General features: G+C 39.0%; 18 protein-coding genes. 6 read left to right on the top strand and 12 right to left on the bottom strand.

The window, feature by feature from the left end; genetic code table 11:
* Positions 1-15: 15 nt before the first annotated feature.
* Positions 16-822 (bottom strand): phosphatidate cytidylyltransferase, encoded by an 807-nt coding sequence (locus tag Q8M41_RS08770; protein ID WP_305364879.1) that lies wholly within the window; start codon positions 820-822, stop codon positions 16-18.
* Positions 823-1,006: 184 nt separating this feature from the next.
* Positions 1,007-1,948 (bottom strand): CPBP family intramembrane glutamic endopeptidase, encoded by a 942-nt coding sequence (locus Q8M41_RS08760; RefSeq protein WP_305364877.1) that lies wholly within the window; start codon positions 1,946-1,948, stop codon positions 1,007-1,009.
* A 63-nt stretch (positions 1,949-2,011) separates the two neighbouring features.
* On the opposite strand from Q8M41_RS08760, the gene dusB reads away from it, so the two are divergent.
* Positions 2,012-3,004 (top strand): tRNA dihydrouridine synthase DusB, encoded by a 993-nt coding sequence (dusB, locus tag Q8M41_RS08755; protein WP_305364876.1) that lies wholly within the window; start codon positions 2,012-2,014, stop codon positions 3,002-3,004.
* 45 nt (positions 3,005-3,049) lie between these two features.
* Positions 3,050-3,436, top strand: a complete 387-nt coding sequence (gene apaG / locus Q8M41_RS08750) for a Co2+/Mg2+ efflux protein ApaG (protein WP_305364875.1) — start codon at positions 3,050-3,052, stop codon at positions 3,434-3,436.
* A 70-nt stretch (positions 3,437-3,506) separates the two neighbouring features.
* On the opposite strand, the gene Q8M41_RS08745 is transcribed toward apaG, so the two are convergent.
* Positions 3,507-4,193, bottom strand: a complete 687-nt coding sequence (locus Q8M41_RS08745) for a zinc metallopeptidase (RefSeq protein WP_305364874.1) — start codon at positions 4,191-4,193, stop codon at positions 3,507-3,509.
* Between the two features lie 76 nt (positions 4,194-4,269).
* Between Q8M41_RS08745 and Q8M41_RS08740 the strand changes: the two genes are divergently transcribed.
* The gene (locus Q8M41_RS08740) at positions 4,270-5,406 is read left to right on the top strand and encodes an FAD-binding oxidoreductase (protein WP_305364873.1); all 1,137 of its coding nucleotides are present in this window, start codon (positions 4,270-4,272) and stop codon (positions 5,404-5,406) included.
* A gap of 37 nt (positions 5,407-5,443) precedes the next feature.
* Entirely contained in the window at positions 5,444-6,781 is a 1,338-nt protein-coding gene (gene rmuC / locus Q8M41_RS08735) for a DNA recombination protein RmuC (protein ID WP_305364872.1), read from the top strand.
* Here the strand turns inward: rmuC and Q8M41_RS08730 are convergent.
* Genes Q8M41_RS08730 through nadA form a run of 6 tightly spaced genes read right to left on the bottom strand, consistent with a single transcriptional unit; the run spans position 6,778 to position 12,720 of the window.
* Complete coding sequence (locus Q8M41_RS08730; RefSeq protein ID WP_305364871.1) at positions 6,778-7,128, bottom strand: DUF6370 family protein; 351 nt, start codon at positions 7,126-7,128, stop codon at positions 6,778-6,780. The two genes, rmuC and Q8M41_RS08730, sit on opposite strands and share 4 nt — an antisense overlap.
* 22 nt (positions 7,129-7,150) lie before the next feature.
* Positions 7,151-8,608, bottom strand: a complete 1,458-nt coding sequence (locus tag Q8M41_RS08725) for an alpha-L-fucosidase (protein ID WP_305364870.1) — start codon at positions 8,606-8,608, stop codon at positions 7,151-7,153.
* Positions 8,609-8,659: 51 nt separating this feature from the next.
* Entirely contained in the window at positions 8,660-9,709 is a 1,050-nt protein-coding gene (gene thiL / locus Q8M41_RS08720; protein WP_305364869.1) for a thiamine-phosphate kinase, read from the bottom strand.
* Between the two features lie 55 nt (positions 9,710-9,764).
* A complete protein-coding gene (locus tag Q8M41_RS08715) occupies positions 9,765-10,484 on the bottom strand; it encodes a L,D-transpeptidase (RefSeq protein ID WP_305364868.1) in 720 nt (239 codons plus the stop codon).
* 6 nt (positions 10,485-10,490) lie between these two features.
* Positions 10,491-11,726, bottom strand: coding sequence for a dicarboxylate/amino acid:cation symporter (locus Q8M41_RS08710; RefSeq protein ID WP_305364867.1), 1,236 nt, complete (start codon positions 11,724-11,726; stop codon positions 10,491-10,493).
* Between the two features lies 1 nt (position 11,727).
* A complete protein-coding gene (gene nadA / locus Q8M41_RS08705) occupies positions 11,728-12,720 on the bottom strand; it encodes a quinolinate synthase NadA (RefSeq protein ID WP_305364866.1) in 993 nt (330 codons plus the stop codon).
* A gap of 408 nt (positions 12,721-13,128) precedes the next feature.
* Between nadA and nadB the strand changes: the two genes are divergently transcribed.
* Both nadB and Q8M41_RS08695 read left to right on the top strand, forming a co-directional pair.
* Positions 13,129-14,718: an L-aspartate oxidase gene (gene nadB, locus Q8M41_RS08700; protein WP_305364865.1), complete on the top strand. Its 1,590-nt coding sequence runs from the start codon at positions 13,129-13,131 to the stop codon at positions 14,716-14,718.
* Positions 14,719-14,729: 11 nt separating this feature from the next.
* Entirely contained in the window at positions 14,730-15,251 is a 522-nt protein-coding gene (locus Q8M41_RS08695; RefSeq protein ID WP_305364864.1) for a gamma carbonic anhydrase family protein, read from the top strand.
* On the opposite strand, the gene Q8M41_RS08690 is transcribed toward Q8M41_RS08695, so the two are convergent.
* The 3 genes from Q8M41_RS08690 to Q8M41_RS08680 all read right to left on the bottom strand — a co-directional run bounded on the left by Q8M41_RS08690 (position 15,232) and on the right by Q8M41_RS08680 (position 19,161).
* Complete coding sequence (locus Q8M41_RS08690; RefSeq protein WP_305364863.1) at positions 15,232-16,863, bottom strand: Ig-like domain-containing domain; 1,632 nt, start codon at positions 16,861-16,863, stop codon at positions 15,232-15,234. The two genes, Q8M41_RS08695 and Q8M41_RS08690, sit on opposite strands and share 20 nt — an antisense overlap.
* Before the next feature lie 133 nt (positions 16,864-16,996).
* Positions 16,997-18,859, bottom strand: a complete 1,863-nt coding sequence (mnmG, locus tag Q8M41_RS08685) for a tRNA uridine-5-carboxymethylaminomethyl(34) synthesis enzyme MnmG (protein ID WP_305364862.1) — start codon at positions 18,857-18,859, stop codon at positions 16,997-16,999.
* A gap of 44 nt (positions 18,860-18,903) precedes the next feature.
* Positions 18,904-19,161 (bottom strand): hypothetical protein, encoded by a 258-nt coding sequence (locus Q8M41_RS08680; RefSeq protein WP_305364861.1) that lies wholly within the window; start codon positions 19,159-19,161, stop codon positions 18,904-18,906.
* Positions 19,162-19,171 lie beyond the last annotated feature (10 nt).

The raw sequence follows: 19,171 nt of genomic DNA, 5'->3' as shown, positions 1-19,171 counted from the left end.
TGTTTATAAACGGGATCAGAAAATCTTTACGAAAGTCAAATATACGAATACGAGAGGAGCGGCAAGTAATAATCCGTCAAAACGATCGAGCAGACCGCCATGGCCGGGTAAAAAGGATCCGGAATCCTTTGTCGAAAGGCTTCTTTTCAGCATTGATTCAGAAAGATCACCCAAAGTGCCTGAACTTACAATGATTACTGAGACAATAAGCCATTGGAACAACGAAAGCTCGGTAAAATAAATACTTAAAACAAAACCCGATAGCAAGCTGCACAACAGACCTCCTGCAAAGCCTTCCCAGCTCTTTTTGGGAGAATGTCTTTCAAACAATCTGTTCTTGCCCAAAGTGATACCAAAAAGATAAGCTCCGGTATCACTAGCCCAGAGCATGATCAGAAAAGCAAGTGGTAAATGCCAGGAATAATCACCATCCATAAAACCCAGAGCATAGAAAAAGCAAAAAGGAAGTGCTGCAAATATTACCCCGAATATGGTATAAGCAATGTTGTGAAAAGGATTCTTCAGATCCCGGTAAAGTTCGGCGATTATTACTAAAACAATAAAAGGAACACAAATGAGAAGCACCTCTGACGGTGCATCATGCAGAAAATATAAACTGAGCGGTACATAAATGCTAATCACCAGAATCCAGCCCCATAAGCTTTGTGGTTTCAGACCATCAGCACGCACCAGTTTATAAAACTCTTCGGTACTTAGCAAGCTAAGCAGCAGGAAAAAGACGGTAAAAGCATAAGCACCCAGAAGAAGTGAAGCAAGCATCACTGCCACAAAGAAAAATGCTGTTATTGCTCTTGTTTTCATTTACAACTCATTTTTTACTATGATCTCTAGTGCCTTCTGAAAACCATCCTCATGAATATAAACCTCAACCTCCCCAATACGGTAGGGAAAGCCCTGTTTGTTAATTATTATTGCCTCAATCTCGTGGTCAACCAAGACCTGCCTTACAATTTCTGATTTAAAAAAATCAGCTGATGTATAAATTTTAACCCATCCCGCTTCCATCCAGACTTTCCCTGTTAATTTCGTTTAATTTTCGTGTATACCTGTAAAAATATCGGATCGATATAATAAATAAAATAAAACTGATGCTGATCTGAACCGGACTTGAGGGTTCAGTTTCAAACATTTTATCGATTGAAAGTCCCTGCTGCTGATACCAGTATGCCGTAAAAACCGCCAGAGCATTATTCAGAAAATGTCCAAGAATTGGAAGCCATAGACTGCCGCTCCAAACCAGAAGGTAACCGAACAATGCACCCAGAAACATTCTTGGAAAAAATCCATAGAACTGGAAATGTATCGAACTAAAAATAATTGCAGTCAGCCAGATAGCAACATGATGATTTCCGAACCAACGGGCGAAAATCTGCTGAAACCCGCCTCTGAAGATCAGCTCCTCCCCAAAAGCAGGAATAATTGCAAGCATGAGTAAATTTACCAAAAGAGCAGGAATAGAGTTCATCACAATGAGCCGTTTTGTCATCAGCTCCATTTTCAATTCCTGTTGTAACATCCATGCCTCTAACTCTTTAAGGAAATATGGGAGTTTCATTCCCTTATTCAGTTGCATGGTATATTCAAGTGCAGGACTTGCAGAAAACATAATCACAATGGTCAGCAAAGCCAGATAGGCCGGAACCGGTATAATTTTAAGGTATCCAAGCCAGTCCTTGTTTTGAAGTTTAGCGTAAATAAGGGCAGGTATGATAAACATTCCAATAGATGAAATGATCTGGACCATTTTGATCAGATCGAGGCTGATCAGATCTCCTGCGGCTAGCTGAGACATAGCCCCTACGCCGTAAATTGAAGTGCCAATTGCGAAAGCAATACCAGTAAAAACCACTGCCCCGGCAAAAATAAGCAGGAGTAAAAGGATCAATGAGCCGAAAGGATTACGTTCTACTGACGCGGATTTGAACATGCTTATATATTATTCGTAATTTTGCAGTTTAGAATTGAGAAATACAAGGTTGAAAGATAGCTAATGTCTGTTAAGATTGGAAATATAGATTTAGGGGAATTCCCGCTTTTGCTGGCACCTATGGAAGATGTAAGCGATCCTCCATTCCGTTTCGTTTGTAAGCAAAATGGGGTGGATATGATGTACACTGAGTTTATTTCTTCAGAGGGTCTGATACGTGATGCAGCCAAAAGCAGGGCAAAACTCGATATATTCGAATATGAGCGCCCTATTGGGATACAGATTTTCGGTAGTGAGATAGAGAGTATGAGAGAAGCAACCCGGATTGCAACCTTAGCAAAACCGGATCTAATCGATATAAATTATGGCTGCCCGGTAAAAAACGTAGCCTGCCGTGGTGCCGGAGCAAGTTTATTGCAGGATATTGATAGGATGGTCGAAATGACAAAAGCCGTTGTGGGTGCAACCCATCTTCCGGTTACTGTTAAAACACGCCTTGGATGGGATGACAACACCAAAAATGTTTATGAAGTTGCTGAGCGTCTTCAGGATATCGGTATTCAGGCACTAACCATTCATGGCCGCACCCGTGCCCAAATGTATAAAGGTGAAGCCGACTGGACACTGATCCGGGAGATCAAAAGAAACCCAAGAATCAAAATACCGATCTTTGGAAACGGGGATGTCAATTCCATTGAAAAAGCAGCCAACTGGCGGATGGAATATGAAGTTGATGGTATCATGATCGGCAGGGCAGCTATTGGCTATCCCTGGATATTCAGGGAAATAAAACACTTTTTTAAGACCGGGGAACATTTACCTGAACCGACGATTACTGAAAGAGTAGAGGTTTGCAAAACCCATCTTGATAAATCCATTGCCTGGAAGGGATCCAGGGTCGGCATTTTTGAAATGAGAAGGCATTATTCTAATTATTTTAAGGGTATCCCTGACTTTAAGGAATATCGAATGAAACTGGTCTCATTGGAAAATATTGACCATATTCATGAAGTTCTGCAGGAAATTAATGAACGTTTCCAGACAGAAATGGCTTGATTATTGGGTTTATTTTTATATTGCCTTCTATTAAAATTAATAATTATGGTAACCAAGATTACTGATGGGGTCAAAATATCGGTAGAAACCATTTACCAACCCGAATATTCTAATCCTGCAAATGAACATTTTATGTTCGCATACCGGGTAAATATTGAAAATATGACAGAGAACAGTGTTCAACTGCTAAATCGTCACTGGAATATTTTTGATTCAAACGGCACCAAAAGAGAGGTGGAAGGAGAAGGAGTGGTTGGTTTGCAGCCAATAATCGAGCCTGGCGACAATCATGAATACGTATCCGGATGTAATTTGAAGACCGATATGGGCAGCATGAAAGGATCTTATGAAATGAAAAGAATTGTTGACGGACGTAAATTCCGTGTCAATATTCCTGAATTTTACCTGATTGCACCCTATAAAATGAATTAAGCCCTAATCAGATAAGTAATAAAAAGCCCCTTTATGAATTCATAAAGGGGCTTTATTATTTAAAACAATACTATTCCCTTCTTCCCATTAACATACTGGCATAATAAACCAATGTTGCCAATGAGCCTAATGCAGCTACAACATAAGTCATGGCTGCCCACCAAAGAGCATCTTTTGCCTGATCATTCTCAAGGCTGGTTTGCATGATACCACGATTGCTTTGCAGCCAGGCTAATGCCCTATTACTTGCATCAAATTCAACCGGAAGGGTAATGAAAGCAAACAAGGTTACTACCGCAAGAGCCACTACACCAATCGCAAGAACGGTGATGTCTCCAGAAAAAATAAGAAGCATCACACCAATCATCAATGCCCACTGTGTAATCTTTGACGCAACATTAACCGCCGGAACTACAGAAGACCTGAACTTCAGCCAGGTGTATGCCTTTGCATGCTGAACAGCATGGCCACACTCATGTGCTGCAACTGCTGCTGCCGCGACACTGCGTCCATGATATACTTCCGGACTCAGGTTTACAGTCCGGTCTGCCGGATTATAGTGATCTGATAGCTGACCCTCTGCAGAAATAATCTGAACATCATATATTCCGTTATCCTTTAACATCTTATCAGCTATGTCTTTTCCGCTCATCGCTGAACCAAGAGGCATTTCGGAGTATTGTTTAAATTTGCTTTTAAAACGCCATTGGACAGCAAAACTAACTACCGCAATGACAATCATTAAAATTAATCCCATAGTTTGTATTTTCTATAAACTTATTCAATAACCATTCCGAATAAAAATAATCACAAATAATTTACCTTTAGATTATATGTCCAATCTTTTTTCTTACTGGGAACAGAAATCATTCTTATCCGGCTTTGATGTGATCATTATTGGCAGCGGAATCGTTGGTTTAAGTGCAGCCCTGTATCTAAAATTGAAGCAGCCTTCTCTAAAGATTGGAATCCTGGAATCGGGTTTTCTGCCTGCCGGTGCAAGCACAAAAAATGCGGGTTTTGCATGCTTTGGAAGCATTTCTGAGCTGGTAAATGAGCTCGAATCAAAGCCAGAAAGTGAGGTTCTGGAAATGATTGATATGCGCTGGAGGGGCCTGGAAAAACTCAGAAACAATCTCGGGGATTCTGCTATTTGTTTTGAACAAAATGGCGGTTATGAAGTATTTAAAGAAAGTGAAGCTGATCTGGCAAATCACTGTATTGATAAGATATCCTGGTTTAATACATTTCTGAAACCGGTCATTGGAAAACATGACATTTATGCAGTTTCCTCTGATAAAATTGCAGCGTTTGGTATGAACGGTATAAGTAATATCATAAAAAACAAATACGAAGGACAAATCGATACGGGCAAAATGATGATCGCCTTGCTTTCAAGGGTTCAGGGCCTTGGTGTAACTGTTTTTAACAATTGTCAGGTTCAAAAAATTGAAGGTGGTTCAAGCGATAAGATTATCATTAGCAATCAAGGTAGTTTTAAAGCAAAATCTGTCATTCTCGCGACCAATGCCTTCATCAAAGATCTGGTTCCTGAGCTCGATGTAATTCCCGGAAGAGGGCAGGTACTAATCACAGAGCCAATAAAACAGCTGAAAATAAAAGGTACGTTTCATTACAACAGGGGTTATACTTATTTCAGAAATATTGATGGAAGGATACTTCTGGGCGGCGGACGTAACCTTGATTTTAAAGGAGAAGAAACCACAGAACCCGGTGTCACTTCCGGAATTCAGAATGAGCTCGAAAAACTATTGTATGAGACCATAATCCCTGGACAAAAACCAAAAATTGAATACCGTTGGAGCGGGGTAATGGGTTTTGGTAAGGATTTGAAGCCTATAGTAAAAGAAATTTCGCCAGGACTGTTTTGCGCCGTCCGCTGTAATGGAATGGGCGTGGCAATGGGAAGCCTTTTGGCTGAGCAGGTCGCAGATCTTGTTGAGATTTAACCCGGGTTCTCTTTCGTATCTTCGATAAATTAAAGAAATGGAAATCTACATTCTGCCGGCAGCGGCTATAATTATTGTTGTTCTATTCATTCTCTTACGTGCAAAACCAAAATCAGGTATTACTGTTCAGGAGGACTTCGACCGTCTCAAAACTGAGAATGAACAATTAAAAATCAGTTTGGCAAAGGCAGAGGAGCGGGCTGAGAATCTAAGAACAGAAAAGGACTATTTAAAAAAAGAGTTGAATGCAGAGCGTGAAAAACTATCTGAAGCCCTGCGTTCCCTCGAAAGTTCACGCGCTTATTTACAGGCTCAACAGGAAAAAATAGAAGAGCAAAAGTCTGAGATCAAAAACAATCAGGAAAAATTCAACAAAGATTTTGAGCTGATTGCTTCCCGGATTCTGGAAGAAAAGAGCGTAAAATTTACTGAACATAGTCGCGCAAATCTAGATCTGATAATTAAACCTCTCCGTGAAAATCTTAAAACCTTCGAAGATAAAGTAGACAAGGTTTACAAAGCCGAGTCGGATGAGCGGAATATCCTACGGGGACATATCAATCAGCTCATCGAACAATCCAACCTGATGAATCAGGAAACCAAAAATCTTACCAGGGCTCTTAAGGGAGATAGTAAAAAGCAGGGAAACTGGGGTGAACTAATTCTGGAAAGGGTTTTGGAACGTTCAGGACTTGTAAAAGATCAGGAATACCGCATCCAGGCTTCTCATCAATCTTCAGATGGCAGTCGCTTCCAGCCCGATGTAGTGATCGATCTGCCGGACGATAAACACCTGATCATTGATGCAAAAGTTTCCCTTACTGCTTATGAGCGGCTCGTAAACTGTGAAAGTGATGAAGACCGTAATTTGTTCACTAAACAGCATATTAGCTCCATTCGAAATCATATTATTGAGCTTTCATCCAAAAATTATAGTGAACTGTATAAAATCAATTCCCCTGATTTTGTAATGCTTTTTATTCCAATTGAGTCCAGTTTCAGTATCGCGGTACAGCATGATGCTGAGCTATTTAATTTTGCCTGGGAGAAGCATGTGGTCATTGTAAGCCCATCTACTTTACTTGCAACATTGCGCACCATTGCAAGTATGTGGAAGCAAGAACGGCAGAACCGTAATGTTATGGAAATAGCCCGCCTGAGCGGTGAAATGTACGATAAGTTCATTGGCTTTATGGCTGATATGGAAGGTATCGGCAAAAACATCAAACAAAGCCAGGATGCTTATGACAAAGCGATCAATAAATTATCCAGCGGTAGGGGAAACCTGAGCACGACGGCAGAGAAGATTAAAAAACTAGGCGCCAGAACCGGCAAAAAACTCGATCAGAAATTTATCAGTGAAGACGACGATTAATTGTTTTTTGTCGTTTCGGGTATGAGCTTAAAATAAGTTGCAACGAATCGATTATTAACAATACTTCCCTTTATCTCAGCTTTTCTGATCTTTTCGCAAAAACCGTCCTTTGCGTGGGCATCACCATGGTCATCAATCTTAGTTCCATCCACAAAATAAGATTTTCCATTAATCCGGACAGCCAGATCACAGCTCTTACCCTCCATCTTAAACTGACATTGCCCGCAGGAGGCTTCGACGATTTGAACACCCCTTTCTTTTGTGGTTTTGTAAGCTGCTTTACTGTTTTGTGCAAGTGCTGTACTGAATGCACTGCAGGTAAATAGAATTAAAAATATGTTTTTCATCTCTTTAGACAGTTAGGTTTAATCAATAGATCTCAACACTTGAGATTAATGGGCAAGCCTTGGAATCATTGATATTTACCCTGATTCTCGAAGTATTGACAGGATCTATCCTCAATATTCTTTTATATCCTATCGTTGTTGCTGCGGCAACTTTTTGCCAGGTACCATCTTTCCAGATATCGACAGTAAATGCCTTTACTCTTTGCCCCAGACGAATATATTCTTGCAATACGATATACTTAACTGTTGCTGTTTTACCCAGATCAATTTCAAAGCTACCGATATTCAAATCATCATCGGTAGTCCAATAAGTGTCTTTTTTTTCGTCCGTAATCATTTTACCTGCATAAATAGGAGAATTTGATCGGGTGGAGCTGGTTTTTACCCTGGCCTTTTTAGCAATATTGAAAGCAAACTCAGTATCCAGTAACTTTTTATATCCCTTCAGGGATTCAATATCCTTTTCATGGAAAAGTCCGCGCTGATCGGGCGGAATATTGAGTAAAAGTGTCGAACCACGGCCAACCGAACTCAGATAGATCTCGAACAATTGCTCTGCGGTTTTTACTTTGGAATCTTCATTGGCATGATAAAACCATCCCGGACGGATTGATACATCCACCTCTGCCGGCACCCATTTATCCCCATCTGCCGAACCTGAATTTAAGATGTCCGATATCCCTGGTTTACCTGCATGCAAGGTATCTGTAGATATGGTATTCCAGTTAGTTTCACCCGCCAGTCCACGTTCATTACCTACCCATCTTACACCCGGTCCGGCATCACTAAAAAAGATCACATTGGGCTGAATATTACGAACTATATCCAGAGTTTTTGGCCAGTCGTAATAACTAACCGCGTTTATTTTGCGGATTTCGCGTGAACCCCCATAATATCCATCACCCCCATTGGCACCATCAAACCACATTTCGAAAACGGGACCATAATTGCTAAACAATTCGCTAAGCTGATTTCGGTAATAATCCAGATAAGCCGGCTTTCCATATTCCGGGTGATTTCTATCCCATGGAGAGAGATAAACCCCAAATTTTAGTCCGTATTTTTTTGCAGCCTCCGCTGTTTCCTTTACAAGATCCCCTTTACCATTCTTATAAGGACTGTTTTTTATCGAATGTTCTGTGTATTTACTTGGCCAGAGACAAAAGCCATCATGATGCTTTGTAGTCAGAATCAGCGTTTTAAAACCGGTTTCTTTCAGGACTTTGGCCCATTGCCGGGTATCAAGAGCTGTTGGATTAAATATCGATTCCTTTTCGTCGCCATAACCCCATTCCAGACCGGTAAAAGTATTGGATGTAAAATGCACAAATGCATTAGTCTCCATCTCGTGCCACTGCATCTGCTCCTCTGTGGGCAAAGGGAAAACAGGGGCTGGTGCATCAACATTTTTGTTTTGAGCATTTAGCACCGTTGAAAAAATGAGAAGAAATAAAATGAGCTTACTTGTTCTTAGAATCATTTTTGCAATAATTACCTAAATATAAAAATTCTCAGCCTTCTGCCCGGGAAATCATTCCTGGTTTCCCTTTAAAGAATTCCATCCCTGTGCTTTGATTGGATGAACCTTCTCTGATTTTGAAATCAGGTTACAGCCTGCCGAAGCTTCTGTCATGTGTCCGATGATTGAGATATCCGGATTATTCCTGATCTTTTCGAAATCCGACTGTTTGATGGTAAAGAGCAATTCGTAATCTTCACCTCCGTTTAATGCACACACAGTTGGGTCGATTCCAAAATCACGGGCTGTATCGTAGGTCATTGGGTCAATCGGGATCTTTTCTTCATACAAATTACAGCCCTTATCCGATTGCTTGCAGATGTGCAAAATCTCAGAAGCAAGGCCATCCGAAATATCGATCATCGCTGTTGGTTTGATCTTCATCTGTTTCAAAGCCTCAACTATATCTTTTCGGGCTTCTGGCTTCAGCTGCCGTTCAACAATATAATCCTTTCCTTCCAGGTCGGGTTGTATATTGGGGTTTTCAAGAAAAATACCCTTTTCGCGCTCCAATAACTGCAGACCGATATAAGCACCGCCAAGATCCCCCGAAACACATAAAAGATCTCCCTCATTTGCACCACTTCTGTAGCATATGTCCTTTTCATCAGCATAACCAATGCTGGTTACACTAATCACAAGGCCCTGTTTTGATGAAGTGGTGTCACCTCCGGCAAGGTCTACACCAAATTTTTCACAGGCAATACTGATTCCCTGATACAATTCTTCGACAGCTTCAAGCGGAAATTTGCTCGATAAGCCGATAGAAACTGTTACCTGGGTAGCAGTTCCATTCATCGCATAAATGTCGCTTAGGTTGACCTGAATTGCCTTGTATCCTAAATGCTTTAATGGAGTATAAGAAAGATCGAAGTGGATTCCCTCGAGTAAGAGATCTGTAGATATTAGGGTTTTCTTTCCTTCAAAACTAAGTACAGCAGCATCATCTCCTATAGCCTTTACTGTACTCTCGTTTTTTATATCAAAATTTTTCGTCAAATGATCGATAAGGCCAAATTCACCCAATTGCTCAATCTCTGTGCGTCCTTTATTTTCAAACATATTTAGCTTTTAAAATACAAAGGTGCTAATTTTTTAAAGAAGCGCAGTTTAAGGCTTATGGTAATTTATACATGCCTTTTAACTTGCTGTACTCAGATTGTGGCACCTGAACCAGGATCGGGTTCTTCCTTTTGTCAAGAAAATCAATCAGTTTTAAAATATCAGACTCCTTCATCGCAGTACAACCAGCCGTTGGCTTATTACTTCCGCTCCAGATATGCATAAAAATACAAGATCCCATATTGGGTATAGCAGGCTTCACATTATAATCCACAAAAATTCCAAACTTATACACATCGCTTTTCATACGCATAGTTTCGGCTGAATTCCAGTCCTTTTTGACTGTATCTGACTTAACTATCTGATTATAATATGCTGATTTTGAATCATCTATACAAAAAGTCCGATCATCAACTTTCATAGAATTCATTTCAGAACGAATATCCTCATAGCCAAACAAACCACTCAGATGAAATATCCCTGCTGGTGAGTTTCCATCACCCTCTTTTTTTAATTTTCCCCTGTTCAGTTCTGCTTTGTGCAAACCTTTTCCCCAGGCCATCCCACTCCTGCCTGTAACAATTGGGATTTTTGTAAAAACGGGCACCCAGCGATTTCCTTTATATTTATAAACAGACATCTTACCCTCAATCTTATTCCAGGAATTTGTAGTTACCACGATCAGTTGCCCGGTATTAAATCTGGTATTCAGATCTATCGGCTGTTCGTGGAAAAAAGAAAAAATGAAAAGGTATAATGAAAAAATAAAATTCATGGCAATTTAAATAGCAGTTTTAAGCCAGTTTTTTCCTTCTGTAAACCTGGTCACCAGCATAGCCGAAACAGTATCACCTGTAGCATTTAAAACGGTAGCCATGGGATCTACAAGAGTGCCTATTATCATTACAACAGGTAACATTTCAACAGGAAATCCATAAACGGTCATTACCAGAATTTCTCCTATGTAACCCCCATTTGGAATTCCACCCTCTACCATACTTACAATGATAGTTATACCCAGAGCCATCAAGATGGTGCCCGGATCCATAAAATCCTTCCCCATTATCGCAAATACGGCTGCAATTTTTATTATTGAAGAAACACTTGACCCATCTTTATGAAGCGGGGCTCCAAGAGGAATAACCAGGTTACTGATATGCTCGGGTATCTTCATCGCCCGGGCAGCAGCAAGGTTAGCCGGAATTGTTGCGACACTACTACAAGTACTTACTGCTGTAAATGTTGGAACGATATTATTCTTCCAGAAAATTTTGACTCCCGGAATTCCGCCGGCTATGAAAGCATAAAGAGTAAAGAATACAATGAAATAAAAGGTGCAAAAACCATAATATATGGCCATAGAGTGACCATAAGTTCCAAATAGCTGAGGACCAAAGACACCTACCTGGTATGCAAAATAAGCCCCTAATCCAATAGGTGCAAGCTTCATTATCATGATCAGGAATTGCTTCATAACCTCATCGCCTGCTATCAGAAATTTCTTAAAAGGCTCGGCCACTTCGCCAGATCTTGAGGTTGCAAATCCAATAAACAGGGAAAATATAATGAATGCCAGCATACTCTTTCGGGATAATAAGTCCGAAAATTCATTGACTGTTAATAAACTGGTTGCCTGCTCACCAAAACTTGCTGTATGTACCTCTTCTACTACGTTTGCTGCAGTTTCAATATTCTGTGGAAGAGGAAATATCCAAACTGTGAAAATTGTTAGTATGGCCGATATAAGCACTGTTCCCAAAAATACAAGGATCATAACCATCATAACCTTACCCATTTTTTTTGAACGGTCAATATTGGCTATTGAGGATGCTATCGCGAAAAAAATAAGGGGTATTACTGCTGTAAAAAGGAGGTTTAAAAATATATCCCCAATGGGTTTAATAACTTCAACCTGCTTGCCTAAAAACATACCCAAAAAGGTTCCAATCGTTATACCAAGAAGTAGCCTGATGATACTGGCATAGTTCTTTAAAAAACCCGATGTACCTTCATTCATTTTATAAACCTAGTTTGGCAGAAATTTCTAGCATACGTTCAATGGGTAACTGAGCTCTTTTTATAATTTCTGCTGGAACCGTAACTTCCGGCAGACCATTCTTTATACACAAGTAAAGCTTCTCAAGTGTATTTCTTTTCATATGCGGACAATCATTGCATGCGCATGAATTATCAGGCGGAGCCGGAATAAATATTTTATCCGGATTAGCCTTTTCCATCTGATGGATAATACCACTTTCAGTAGCCACAATAAACTCCTTAGCCGGATTATTTATAGTGTACTTCAACAAACCGGTAGTAGATCCTATAAAATCAGCCATCTTTAAAATAGCTTCTTCACATTCAGGATGTGCAATAAATTTAGCTTCCGGATGTCTGTTTTTTAATTTTAAAATACGCTGCTGTGAAAAAATTTCATGAACCATACATGCCCCGTTCCATAAAACTAAATCCCTGCCAGTTTTCTTGGCTACCCAGGCGCCTAAATTTTTATCCGGTCCAAAAATAATTTTCTGATCTTTAGGTAAGCTTTCCACAATTTGTACTGCATTTGAGGAAGTACAAACTATATCGCTCATCGCTTTTAACTCAGCAGTACAATTTACATAGGTTATTACTAAATGATCTGGATACTTCTCTTTAAACTTTGCAAATAATTTTGGCGGACAACTATCTGATAATGAACATCCTGCTTTTAAATCAGGCAATAATACTTTTTTTGACGGAGATAATATTTTTGCTGTTTCGGCCATAAAATGAACACCGGCAAATACAATTACATCTGCGTCTGTTTTAGCTGCCTGCTGTGATAAACCCAAACTGTCTCCAATAAAATCTGCAATATCCTGGATGTCAGGCTCCTGATAATAATGCGCTAAAATAACTGCATTTTTTTCCTTTTTCAGTCTGTTAATTTCAGTAAAAAGATCAAGAGTCGGATCTATTGGCTCATCAATAAAACCTTTAATATTTAATTCTTCTAAGGTATCCATTTATCAACTATTCAATAATTATAATTTATATTATAGATAAGAATCTTATTGTTTATTAGAGTGTTGGTATTGTGAGTAATAAACTAAATATTCTATCGTCTTATTTATTTTTAATTAATTATCCACAAATTCTAAACATATTTTTTGTTTAATTAATTGATTATTAAGGTATTTACTTTTACGAGTATTTTTTAGAAATTTTATTTGTTTGTTTTTTGCTTCTTGTAAAAAGTGGAATACTCTTTATATTTTGCTCATAACTAATTCAAAAATAAGGTAAATTCGGCTTATTAGAAGTATTTATGAGTCTGTTTGTAAAATAATCAACCAGTAATAGTACTAAATTAACATCTTTGAGGAGCTTGTTAACATGTTTATTAATATTCAATATTCCATAATTTTTCATGCATGAAAAATGTTGATTTTTTAGTGATAGGATCCGGGATTGCAGGATTAAGTTTTGCATTAAAAGCTGCCAAATACGGTAAGGTTCTGATAGTTACAAAAGCTAATGAGGATGAATCCAATACTAAATATGCGCAGGGTGGTGTTGCTGTTGTTGTGGATAAAGAGGAAGATTCATTTGAAAAGCATATTGATGATACATTAATTGCCGGCGATGGACTGTGTGACCGGAACATAGTTGAGATTGTTGTTAAAGAGGGACCTGCACGTATTGATGAAATTATTAGGTACGGTACCCATTTTGATAAAACAAACAAAGGAATATTTGACCTTGCTAAAGAAGGTGGCCATTCTGAAAGTCGGGTTCTTCACTATAAGGATATAACCGGTTTTGAAATTGAAAGAGCACTGCTTGCCCAAATCCATAGTGACCCTAATATTGAGATTTTAACACATTTTTTCGCAGTTGAATTAATAACTCAACATCATATTGGCGAATTAGTTGGTAGAAAATCAGATAATATTGAATGCTACGGGATTTATGCGCTTGATACCTCAACTAATAAAGTTGAAAAGTTTTTATCGAGGGTGACTTTAATGGCTTCCGGCGGTGCTGGTCATATTTATGCTACAACTACAAATCCTGTTATCGCAACCGGCGATGGAATTGCCATGGCTTATCGTGCTAAGGCAAAAGTGAGAAATATGGAATTTATTCAATTCCATCCTACGGCTTTATATAATCCCGGAGAATATCCTTCGTTTTTAATATCTGAGGCTGTTCGTGGTTTTGGCGGTGTGCTTAAAACGAAGAATGGCGAGGAGTTTATGCAGAATTATGATGAACGCGGTTCTTTAGCTCCGCGTGATATTGTAGCGAGAGCTATCGATGCTGAAATGAAAAAATCAGGTGATGATTTTGTTTATCTTGACATCAGACATCGCGAAAAGGCTGATATTTTATCCCATTTCCCTAATATTTACGCAAAATGTTTGAGCATCGGTCTGGATATGACTCGTGATCTAATTCCTGTTACCCCTGCAGCTCATTATATGTGTGGTGGTATACTTGTTGACGAGGATGGTAAGTCCTCTATTCACAGGCTCTATGCCTGTGGAGAGTGTACCTCAACCGGCCTGCATGGAGCAAACAGACTGGCGTCTAATTCTTTGCTCGAAGCTCCCGTTTTTGCTCACAGAATTTATGAAGATGCGATCAAAGTATTTAAGAATTATGAAATTCCTGATAGTATACCTGAATGGGACGAAACAGATACCAAACTTTCAAATGAAGACATTCTGGTAACTCACAATCTTCGCGAAACCCAAAAGGTTATGAGTGATTATGTTGGAATTGTAAGATCTGATTTCCGACTGGAAAGAGCCATGCGACGTTTAGGCTTGTTGTATGAAGAAACCGAAAGTTTTTACAAGAAGACAACACTGTCTGTTAAATTATGTGAGCTTCGAAATGTTATTCAGAATGCTTACATCGTTATAAAATCAGCAATGTTACGAAAAGAGAGCAGGGGGCTTCATTATACAACTGACTATAAGCCCCATGCGCTTGATCCACATGATACTGTTTTTTAATATATTTTTTTATGGCCCTTATTCTACCGGTTAAGAATGTCTTTCCTGAAATTGGGACTAATTGTTTCCTTGCAGAGAACAGTACTATAGTTGGTGATGTTGTTATAGGTAATAATTGCTCCATTTGGTTTAATGCTGTAATCAGGGGGGATGTTAATTATATCAGGATTGGTAATAATACCAATATCCAGGACGGGGCTGTAATACATTGTACCTATCAGAAGGCAGCTACTGAAATAGGCAACAATGTTTCAATAGGCCATAACGCGCTCGTTCATGGTTGCACATTGTATGATCATGTGCTCATCGGAATGGGTGCCATTGTGATGGATCATGCTATTGTTAATGAGTATTGTATAATTGCTGCCGGAGCTATCGTTCTTGAGAATACTGTTTGCGAAGCAGGGTATTTGTATGCGGGCATACCCGCCAGAAAGATTAAGCCTCTGACAGATCAGCAAATAGAAATGCTTAATAAGCTCCCTGAAAACTATAAATTATATTCCACGTGGTTTATTGAGGATCCGGAATAACTACATTTTCCTCTAAATCCCAGTTAGGTCTAAGAGAGATTGTTTTGTCAAAGTTCCAGGTTTTTTCGGGTTGTCTTCCTTCCTTAACATTTCCGGTATCCCATTCCCCATTAGCATTATCATCATAAATAACACGGATTAAATATTTGGCAGTAGGGTATCTTATATAGTTCAGCAAGGTGTTCTTTTTAATCGAATTTTGTTTAAGGATATCTTTCCGTTCGTTTAACCATTGAACCAGATAGGTTTTTGTCGTGTCGGGAACACTAACGTTTATGGATATACTTCCATAATTGTCGTCAACATCCAACTCAAATTTCTTGGAATAAACCTTTGATTTAGTACTCAAAACATCCGTAAAGGCATTCTCCGCCAGTTTCAAAATATATTGTTTTTTTATCTTCCATGGATATTTTAAGCTATAGGTTCTAAGTGAGTTAGGATCTTTGATTATCTGATAACCTTTAGCTGGTATGGAGTCTTCGAGAAGCGTGATTTCTGCTTCCTGATAGGACTGAATAGGGGAAGAAAATTTCAGTATTAATTCTGAACCTGGTCTGATTTTGCTTCCTGATAGGTTGTCGGATGCAACGAGGGATTTGACATAGGTATCTCTTTTATTTCTTCTGAGTGTGACAGTGTCAAGTGCTTTTCCCGCTGAGTTAACTACAACATCGATTGAATCAAAACTTAGTTCTGGCAACCATACTGTTGCCGAATCCCGGGTCAAGCTGAATTCAACTGTCTTACTTTGATCGATGCTTGCCGGTTCAATTATGCTTATCGTTGGCTCAATTATAGGTCTGTTAAAGGTCAAATTAATTCTCCCATCTCCCTCGATTCTACGATCCTTTACCATAAAAACAGTGGGATATTCTTTGAATACCTGCAAAACAATTCCACTGGTATCTTTTGTTAGTTTGAGGGGATTTTGCATAAAGCCAATCTCTTCGTTTTGACCGTTGTATATTCTATCTCCACCTTGCTCGAGCAAGGCATATAGTTTGTAGGTATCTTCTCGTAGATTGGATAATTTGAATGTACCAGCTGTGTCAGTTATATTGAATACGCTCGCTTTCTTTTTTCCGAATAGCGAATCCTGACCAAGAGGTAAAATGAAGACGGTAACATCTTTCAGTTTTTCCTTGGTTAGAGAGTTGATTACTCTCCCGGATATGGAAAGAGAATCAATTTCATTTCCTGTTGAGAAAACGTAGGAGTAATTTTTCAGAATATTACTCTCGTTGACATCTGCTATTGCCTTACCAAAATTTATTGAATAAGTTGTGTTTGCTTCAAGTTCCTGTTTAAATTCGATTTCCAGATTTTCCTTTTTTACTCGGAATCCTGGAGGAATGTCCATGGCTGGTGAGATACTAATTTCAGTATACTCATTACTTAATTTTACAAATTCATTAAACTCTATTTCAACTTTTTTTGCAGTAAAATTTTTTGTGTAATTTTTTGGAAGCTCGCTGACTATTCCCGGTGGTATACTGTCCTTTGGTCCGCCTGTTGGCGATTGCATACTTGCACAGCCCGATACAAAAGTCGCTAGCCAAAACAGGACGATCGATGTATAAGAAACTACCCTCTTTTTATTATTTGCCATTTATAAGCCTTATAGACGATTTTCAGTGTTTTTGGATTAGTATTATTAACTAAGGCGAGATAGTTACGTATATCATATTATTTAAAGCCAACCAAATTAGTATCTAATAATCTGATAATGAGATACTTAATAATTATCTGGCCATATGGACTATTAGAACTGAAATATCTGAGGGTGAAACTCCTGAAATACGGGAAGCTTGCCCCAGAGTTCGCGGTTTTATTTTCATCAGTTTTTCCCTTGCTTCTTTTGACAATGAAACGAGGTCAAGATAATTAAATTCATGGTTGATTGTCTGATCTTCCATTCGTTTCATTTTGTCAACTATCTCGAGTTCCTTTTCAAAATAGCTTTCGTATTTCACTTTTATTTCTGCCTGTTCAACGGTTTCCTTGTCATATTTATTTAGTAATTCATTGAACACAGTATCTGTTTTTTTAAGATTTTCAAATCCTATTTGAGGTCTGCTTATCAGTTGGAACATTTTTACGTTTTGGGAAATACCCGGTGTTCCCTGTTCTTCAAGGATTGCATTTACCGCCTCGGGTCCAATTGAAGTAGTTTTTAAGTAGCTAACCAGATGATCGGCATTTTCTATTTTCCTTTTTACTTTATCAAGCCGTTCATCTGAGATTAAGCCTAAACTGTGACCTATTGGACTTAATCTGATATCGGCATTGTCCTGTCTTAGTAGTAATCTATGCTCGGCCCTTGAGGTAAACATACGATAAGGTTCGTCGGTGCCTTTTGTGACAAGGTCGTCTATTAATACACCGATATACGATTCAGCTCTTTTTAGAATTAGTTCTTCCTTGTTATTTATTTTTAGGTGAGCATTAATTCCAGCCATAAAGCCCTGGCAGGCTGCCTCTTCATATCCTGTAGTTCCATTTATCTGTCCGGCAAAATATAGATTGTCTATATTTTTTGTCTCAAGAGTAAGTCCCAATTGTGTAGGCGGAAAGAAGTCATATTCAATTGCATAGCCTGGTCTGAACATTTTTGCTTTTTCGAAACCCGGAATCTTCGTTAATGCCCTGTATTGTACGTCCTCGGGTAGCGAAGTTGAAAAACCATTTACATAGATCTCTACAGTATTCCATCCCTCAGGTTCTACAAAGATTTGGTGCCTGTCGCGTTCAGCAAAGCGATTGATTTTGTCTTCTATCGACGGACAGTAGCGTGGTCCTAATCCTTTTATACGGCCCGTAAACATTGGAGACTTTTCAAAGCCTTCTTTAAGCGTTTCATGTACTTCAGAATTTGTATAGGTTATCCAGCAGCACTTTTGCTCTTTTGATAAAACCACATCGGTATAGGAGAATCTTCCACGATCAGGATCGCCCCATTGTTCTTCCATCTTTGAATAGTCCAGTGAACGTCCGTCTACCCGGGGAGGAGTTCCGGTCTTCATTCTGCCAGCTTCAAATCCTAATTCAACCAGCTGTTCTGTTATTCCTGTTGCTGATTTCTCTCCTGTTCTACCTCCTCCAAATTTCTTTTCACCTATATGGATTATCCCATTCAGGAATGTTCCATTTGTCAATACAACTGCTTCTGATCTTATTTTTAGGCCAAGAGATGTCCTTACACCACATACTTTATTATTTTCTATTAGTAGAGAAGTGGCTGTATCCTGCCAAAAATCAACATTGGGTGTGCGTTCTAATGCTAACCTCCATTCTTCTGCGAAGCGTTTTCTGTCGTTTTGTGCCCTCGGGCTCCACATGGCTGGTCCTTTAGAGCTGTTTAGCATGCGGAACTGTAATGTAGTTTTGTCCGTGATTATTCCAGAGTATCCACCCATTGCATCAATCTCGCGAACAATTTGTCCTTTGGCAACACCACCCATTGCCGGATTACAACTCATTTGGGCTATTGTTTCCATGTTCATGGTAATTAATAGAACCCTGGAACCCAGATTAGCTGCTGCCGCTGCTGCTTCGCAACCTGCATGCCCGGCACCTACCACTATTATATCGTATTTATCAAACATTTTTTATGATGTTCCACGTGGAACTATTGAGTTTGTAAAAATAATCATAACTTTTTAATAATTGTTCCACGTGGAACATTCTTAAAAAGAGAGATGATAGCTGCTATCGCCCAAACACCATTAAGAAAAACAAATGGGTAAAATTGTATGAGATAGGAAGAATACCCACACAATGCTGCCCCTGTACAATTTAGGGCGCTGTACCATTTGCTCTCTGTCGGCATCAATTTCTTTAAATTGAGATAAAATGCGATAAGCAGCAAGCTTACTCCTGCGGATGCCAATAGATCTGATGTACTCATATTCATTTTT

Origin of the sequence: Daejeonella sp. (assembly GCF_030684675.1) — a bacterium.
Classification (GTDB): Bacteria; Bacteroidota; Bacteroidia; order Sphingobacteriales; family Sphingobacteriaceae; genus Daejeonella.
The sequence above is the reverse complement of the archived record's forward strand: the minus strand, read 5'-3'. Positions and strand labels throughout refer to the sequence as shown.